The organism is Rahnella sp. GSA61A (genome assembly GCF_019969905.1).
In the GTDB taxonomy this organism is placed as follows: Bacteria; Pseudomonadota; Gammaproteobacteria; order Enterobacterales; family Enterobacteriaceae; genus Rahnella; species Rahnella aceris.
On the sequence record NZ_JAHXYO010000016.1, the window covers coordinates 105,919 to 112,258 of the forward strand.

Genomic DNA, 6,340 nt, shown 5'->3' on the forward strand with positions numbered 1-6,340 from the left:
CGGCTGCTGTTTTCCTTCTCATCTCCCGCTTAAGGAATCTTTATGACCCGTTACCTGAATTCCTCGCTGCCGGGTAAGCGCAGCCTGTTTTCGAAAATTTTCAGCGTGATCATTACGCTGGCGCTGACCTTTGGCCCTGCCGGGCTGGCAGCGCGTGTGTTGGGCGTGGTGGGAAAAGGGCCAATGAGGTATGTTTTAGCACTATTATTAGAACCATTATTCAAACGTATTTTGACCGCGCTGTTTGGGCGCTACGCCAGGGAGAGCAATGAAAAGACTACAAAATGAGTTTAATTCACTGATCAATCGCGGCATGGACAGACATCTGCGGCTGGCTGTCACCGGTTTAAGCCGCAGCGGAAAAACCGCTTTCATCACCGCCTTCGTTAACCAGCTTTTACATATGCACAGCGGCGCACGTTTACCGCTGTTTTCGGCTGCCCGCGAGGAGCGTCTGCTTGGCGTGAAACGCGTCCCCCAGCGTGATCTGGGTGTGTCGCGCTTTGCCTATGACGAAGGTCTGGCGGCACTCTACGGCACGCCGCCCGCATGGCCGACGCCGACCCGTGGCGTCAGCGAAATCCGTCTGGCACTGCGTTACCGATCCAACGATTCCCTGCTGCGTCACTTCAAAGACACCTCCACGTTATATCTGGAGATCGTCGATTATCCCGGCGAATGGCTGCTGGATTTGCCAATGCTGGAGCAAAACTATCTCGACTGGTCGCGCCAGATGGCGGGGCTGTTGCAGGGCGATCGTGCAGAATGGGCGAAGCCGTGGCTGACGCTGTGTGAACAATGTGATCCGCTGGCCCCGGCGGATGAAAATCTGCTGGGCGCGATTGCGCAGGCCTACACCGATTATCTGGTGCGCTGCAAAACCGAAGGTTTGCACTTTATCCAGCCGGGGCGTTTTGTTCTGCCGGGAGATATGGCCGGTGCGCCTGCGCTGCAATTTTTCCCGTGGCCGGAGCTGAACCGCTATTCCGATGCGCAACTGGCGCAGGCGGATAAAAACAGCAATCTGGGTATGCTGCGTGCGCGTTTCGACTATTACTGCCAGCACATCGTGAAAGGTTTTTACAAAGATCACTTTGTGAAATTTGACCGCCAGATTGTGCTGGTCGATTGTCTGCAGCCGCTCAACAGCGGACCGCAGGCGTTCAACGATATGCGCCTGGCGCTGACGCAGCTGATGCAAAGCTTTCACTATGGCAAGCGCACACTGTTCCGCCGTCTGTTTAATCCGTGCATCGACAAACTGATGTTCGCCGCCACTAAAGCCGACCATATTACCGGCGATCAGCACGCTAATCTGGTGTCGCTGTTACAGCAACTGGTGCAGGAAGCCTGGCAGAATGCGGCGTTCGAAGGCATCAGTATGGATTGCGCCGGGCTGGCTTCGGTGCAGGCGACGGAAACCGGCATGGTGGAATATCAGGGGCAAAGTCTGCCCGCGCTGAAAGGTCACCGGTTACAGGATGGCGCGCCGCTGACCGTGTTCCCCGGCGAAGTGCCGGCGCGTCTGCCGGGACATGCGTTCTGGCAAAAACAGGGATTCCATTTTGATGAGTTTCGTCCGCGTGAAATGAGCGTGGACACGCCGTTGCCGCACATCCGTCTGGATGCGGTGATGGAGTTTTTACTGGGAGATAAAATGCGATGAGCGAACCGATTAAACCGCGTATCGATTTTGAAACGGAATTAAAAGCCCCGGCTGAACCGGTGATCAAACCGGCGCTGGCGTTTGACGAACAAATTTCAGAGCGCTTTATTGCGGTATCCACCGAAGCAGACGAACAGCAGGAAGAGGGCGAGGCCGAAGCAGTGCTCAACCGTGCGCTGAAACCGCGTCGCAGTTTGTGGGGCAAAATTGTGCGCCTCGGCGTGGCGGTGCTGGGCATCAGCGTGGTAGCACAGGGCGTGCAATGGGTACACGAAGCGTGGATCCAGCAGGACTGGGTGGCGCTTGGTGCCTGCACCGCAGGCGGGCTGATTATTGTCGCCGGTGTCGGTTCCGTCGCGACCGAATGGCGACGCTTGTACCGCCTGCGTCAGCGCGCCGACGAGCGCGATACGGCACGCGAATTAATGCACAGTCATGGATTAGGGCAGGGACGTGTATTCTGCGAAAAACTGGCGGCGCAGGCCGGGCTGGATAACAGCCATCCGGCGCTGCAACGCTGGCAGGCTTCACTGCATGAAACCCAGAATGACCGGGAAGTGGTTGAACTGTATGCCCGTCTGGTTCAGCCGGTTCTCGATGCGCAGGCACGGCGTGAAATCAGTCATTCAGCAGCCGAATCCGCGCTGATGATCGCTGTCAGCCCGCTGGCGCTGGTGGATATGGCCTTCATCGCCTGGCGCAACCTGCGGCTGGTTAACCGTATCGCGGTGCTGTACGGCATCGAACTTGGCTATTACAGCCGTATTCGTTTGTTCCGTCTGGTGCTGCTGAACATGGCATTCGCCGGTGCATCCGAACTGGTGCGTGAAGTGGGCATGGACTGGATGTCACAGGATCTTGCTGCCCGCCTTTCAGCCCGTGCGGCACAAGGCATCGGTGCCGGCTTGCTGACTGCGCGTCTGGGCATCAAAACCATGGAACTCTGCCGTCCGCTGCCGTGGCTGGAAGGCGATAAACCTAAACTCGGTGATTTTCGCCGTGAGCTTGTCGGCAAGCTGAAAAATAGCATGGTGAAAAGCGATAAAGTAAAGGCGGATATTTGACGAAAATGTACCGGGATTATGACTGTGGTGTTTGTCACAAGTCATAATTCCCGGATCAAAATCGGATGTTCAGTTAACAATTATTTATCCGACCAGCCGTATAATTCTTCCGGTAATCCTTTCGGGAAACAAGTTTACCAGCTTTAGATTCGAGAACAGATATTCGTTCTATTTCATATTCGGTCATCCAACCATCCCAAAACTCAGAAATACCTCTATTAATATTGCTCATAGCATGACCGATATCGAATGCCTTAATATCACCATGAGTTCGCAGAATATAAGCCCTAATATAACGATCTTTCAATGGCCTGAGATTAGGCATAACACGTGTTTCCCATACCACATCGGCTTGTTGCCATTGAGGGAGTTTGCGGGCATTGAGAGGCATCTCCCGTTTATATCTTGCCAGGGCTTCTTCATGGGCATCGATATAGGCAATGATGGCATCACGGGTTTCGCCATAATGTTCTGCTGAGATAAATTTTTCTAAAAAATAACATTCCTGCGGATGTAAAATTCCCATTATTCTTTTCCTTTGAATTAATCCGTCACTTCCTTATGAAAAACAGTAACCGGTTTAAATCAAAACCGGTTACTCGCCCAAAAGTCATTCAGCTGTTTATAAAAACGCTGCCCTTATCATCCCGCTCCAGCAGTGACCATAGCGTACGATGAAACTTGCCTTCTTTATCTTCATATTCCGGCAGGGTTTGTCCGTGTTTCACATGAACATAACGCAAACTGCCGTCGATAAAGGTACCCCAGCGGCCGGTGTGCGGGCTGGTTTCGCCGCTGTAAGCTGTGATACGCGCAGGTTCAGCATCTTCGTCCGGCAATAATTCAGGGATGGGTAATTTATCGCTGGCTGCGTCAAAGCGGGCATACCATTTCATGGAGGATTCTTTATTAAACTGATGGTTATCCTCCATTGAATAAAAGTGCAGACTGTTATGACCATCCTGACGTATCGGGCGGATAATTTGATTCACCTTGACTAAAAGTGAAGGTAAGCCTTCGTCATTAATTTCTCCGAGTCCCGGAGGCTGTTGACCGGCTTGTAAAATCAGCCCCTGATTGTAGGACAAGATAGCGATTTCAGGGGTGTCTGCTACCATTCTGTTAACAAAGGGTCTCCCTCCCAGCTTGTCAACCCATTGATTCCCCAGGATCGTGTACCAGCAAGCTCCTTTAATACCTTCAACTGCATCTCCGCCTTCAAGCATACCAATCGAATCTACCATGACACCGGAGAATCGTTGTGCCAGGGAATACTCATAAGGGAACATGCGATGAAACTCGCGAGGAAGGGAGAAAGATATTCCTGCATAACCGCTTTCAACCTCGAATTCGTTACAAAGCCAGAGCAGCCAGTCTTGATAGCGCAGTGAACCATCCTCTTCTTTCAAAAGACTCAAAGGAAAGGTTAGTTTGATAACAGAACGATTATTGTCATTATGAAAAATACGCTTACCCATAATTGATATCGCGTAGTCAGGAGCGAGGTAATCTTCCGTGGAACATGTCAGATACCAGTCAAAAATTTCCTCTGGTGAAGAGTCAATAATCTCCTGTCTCTTTTTGACATAGTTTTTTTCAGTTATTCCAACCCAGCGGCCATTCATTTGTTTCTTCAAAAAAACGCCAAACTCATTATAAAAACGATCTACACATCCGACCATTTTTTGACGCACTTCAGGTGTATGCCCATTGCGAAAAAATACCGTAATGATCAATCCCAGTCCCACCGCCGGGCGTCCATCCTGATAATTGACGGTGGCATCTGCCAGCCAGCGTTCGATATAATTTAAGTCCATTTTAGTTTCCTTATTATTGTGCTGCGACCGCTGCTGTGCCGGCACCCACGGCCAGTACGGAGACCAGCGATTCCCATGCCATAATGGCCAGCCTGATAATCAGTAAAAATGCCGCTACCAGGGCTTCCGGTATGCCTAGCGTTACCACCACCGCACCGATGCCGATGGCAACCAAAATCACCCCCACCGTTTTAGCAACGCTGGTCAGCACCTGTACCCAGTCAATTTGTTTCAGGGTTTCCAGCGTCAGGTCAGTGGCTTTTTGAATGCCCGCCCAGGCGGCTCTGAGTTGTTCATCCGTCCAGAAGGAGAGCTTTTTACCTGTTTTACTTACCCACTGCCAGGTGCCCTCCGCCCGGATGTGAAGCCATGTGCCGCTGTCATTCAGCCAGCCGCCGGTGTATCTGAACATCGCCTGCACCTCCGCCGATAACGCGTCCCATCCTTCGGCAATGCCGTCCATCATGCCTTCACTCAGGTCAGCCACCATACCTTCCGCCGCATGTGTCCAGGGTTCAATGCGTGCAGGCTGCGGCGCACCCGGCGGGCGGGGCAGGAAAATGGGGGGATAAAAGAACATGGGCCAGTATTTGCTGGCGGCTTTACCTGCCACATTAAAGACGTGGTCGGCTTGTTTACCTTCATCGGGGCGACAATCGTGAATTTCTAAAATTGTAAATCGCTCCCTGTCCATGCCAACTATCAACATATAGTCTTCATACTGTCCGCTCCCAAATTTATCCTCAGGGAACTTCACTTCCACCAACCGCTCCAGATTATCCGCATGCATAATGCCTTCACTGTCCGGTCCCGCCAGCCCCGGCCAGCGGTCCTGTTTATTTTTGACAATAATGATATCCGGGCGGCGGTAAATGCCCTTACCTGCTTCAGGGAACGGGTTGAGAGTATGACGCCTTGTTTCCTTCTCCGCTTTCAGCAATGTACTACTCAGATAAGGTCTGGGTGGCGTGGTGCGGATATCAAACGGGACTTCCGCTTTGTAATACCAGTGGTAGTTGCGGGCAATCTCATCCACGCGGATAAGGCCGCTCATCATCAATTGTTTCAGGCTGATGTTATACAGGCGGCCATTATGGCGGGTCGCAGCGGTCAGCCGGGGAAAACGCATGGCGTATTCGACTTTCAGATGCAGATACTGGCGGCTTTGTTCATTGGGTAAACGTGCCTGTTTCTCCTGCATATCCACCGTGGTTGTTGTGCATTCATAAGGTGCGTTACCACCGGACGGGGTTTCAGGTGCCTGGGGTATATTCACTGTGCTTCCTCCCTGAGTTCAGTTTCCATTTCCAGCGGATCAACCTGACCGATGTAGTAGAGTGTTTCGGTTTGTTGAGGTTTTTGCGTCACGACGTGCAGTTCTACCTCTTCCTGTTTTGAAGAGTAAAACGGCATCGTTTTCCCTTCCCGGTCGGTATAGCCCGTCAGCTTTTTACCCTGCGCACTTTGCAGGCGATAGGGGACGTTGACCAGCGGATCGCCTTCCTTATCCACCAGCTGATAGAGCGCCGAATAGGTAAAGCCCTGTCTCATATCGGGCATTTTCAGTCGCACCGGGTTCGCCACCGTCAGCACCGTGTGCGGCGTTTTCCTGAAATATTCACCGGCCGTGCCGTACTCAATTTTGCCGTCCTGCAGGATGAGATAACTGCCGCCGCCTATCAGCGTGATGCGCTTTTTCGCGCTGAACAGGATGTCGCCGTCCACCGCCGTGAGGCTCACTTTTTTGCCCGCCGCAAGCGCCAGCCGGTTGTTCTGCGCCTGAACGTCGACCC

The 6,340-nt window shown here is 52.4% G+C and carries 6 protein-coding genes and 1 pseudogene; 3 read left to right on the forward strand and 4 right to left on the reverse strand.

Annotated features, from left to right (window positions below; translation table 11 throughout):
* The first annotated feature begins 42 nt into the window (after positions 1 to 42).
* From LC431_RS19120 to LC431_RS19130, 3 genes are read left to right on the forward strand one after another with little or no spacing between them, the layout of a single operon-like run.
* The gene (locus LC431_RS19120; protein WP_037035548.1) at positions 43 to 288 is read left to right on the forward strand and encodes a phage shock protein PspD; all 246 of its coding nucleotides are present in this window, start codon (positions 43 to 45) and stop codon (positions 286 to 288) included.
* Positions 269 to 1,666 carry a YcjX family protein gene (locus LC431_RS19125; protein ID WP_013576047.1) on the forward strand — a complete coding sequence of 466 codons (1,398 nt, stop codon included), beginning with the start codon at positions 269 to 271 and terminating at the stop codon, positions 1,664 to 1,666. The genes LC431_RS19120 and LC431_RS19125 overlap by 20 nt, the downstream gene beginning before the upstream one ends.
* Positions 1,663 to 2,730 carry a YcjF family protein gene (locus LC431_RS19130; protein WP_013576046.1) on the forward strand — a complete coding sequence of 356 codons (1,068 nt, stop codon included), beginning with the start codon at positions 1,663 to 1,665 and terminating at the stop codon, positions 2,728 to 2,730. The genes LC431_RS19125 and LC431_RS19130 overlap by 4 nt, the downstream gene beginning before the upstream one ends.
* 121 nt (positions 2,731 to 2,851) lie before the next feature.
* Here the strand turns inward: LC431_RS19130 and LC431_RS19135 are convergent.
* From LC431_RS19135 to LC431_RS19150, 4 genes and pseudogenes are all read right to left on the reverse strand, one after another.
* Positions 2,852 to 3,256: pseudogene (locus LC431_RS19135) on the reverse strand (type VI secretion protein ImpA); the annotation flags it as partial.
* 88 nt (positions 3,257 to 3,344) lie between these two features.
* The gene (locus LC431_RS19140) at positions 3,345 to 4,547 is read right to left on the reverse strand and encodes a DUF3396 domain-containing protein (protein WP_153376277.1); all 1,203 of its coding nucleotides are present in this window, start codon (positions 4,545 to 4,547) and stop codon (positions 3,345 to 3,347) included.
* A gap of 13 nt (positions 4,548 to 4,560) precedes the next feature.
* Positions 4,561 to 5,823 (reverse strand): VRR-NUC domain-containing protein, encoded by a 1,263-nt coding sequence (locus LC431_RS19145; RefSeq protein ID WP_223510168.1) that lies wholly within the window; start codon positions 5,821 to 5,823, stop codon positions 4,561 to 4,563.
* Positions 5,820 to 6,340 (reverse strand): DUF2345 domain-containing protein (locus LC431_RS19150; RefSeq protein ID WP_223510169.1); only part of this gene is annotated, 521 nt, incomplete at its 5' end. The genes LC431_RS19145 and LC431_RS19150, both read right to left, overlap by 4 nt.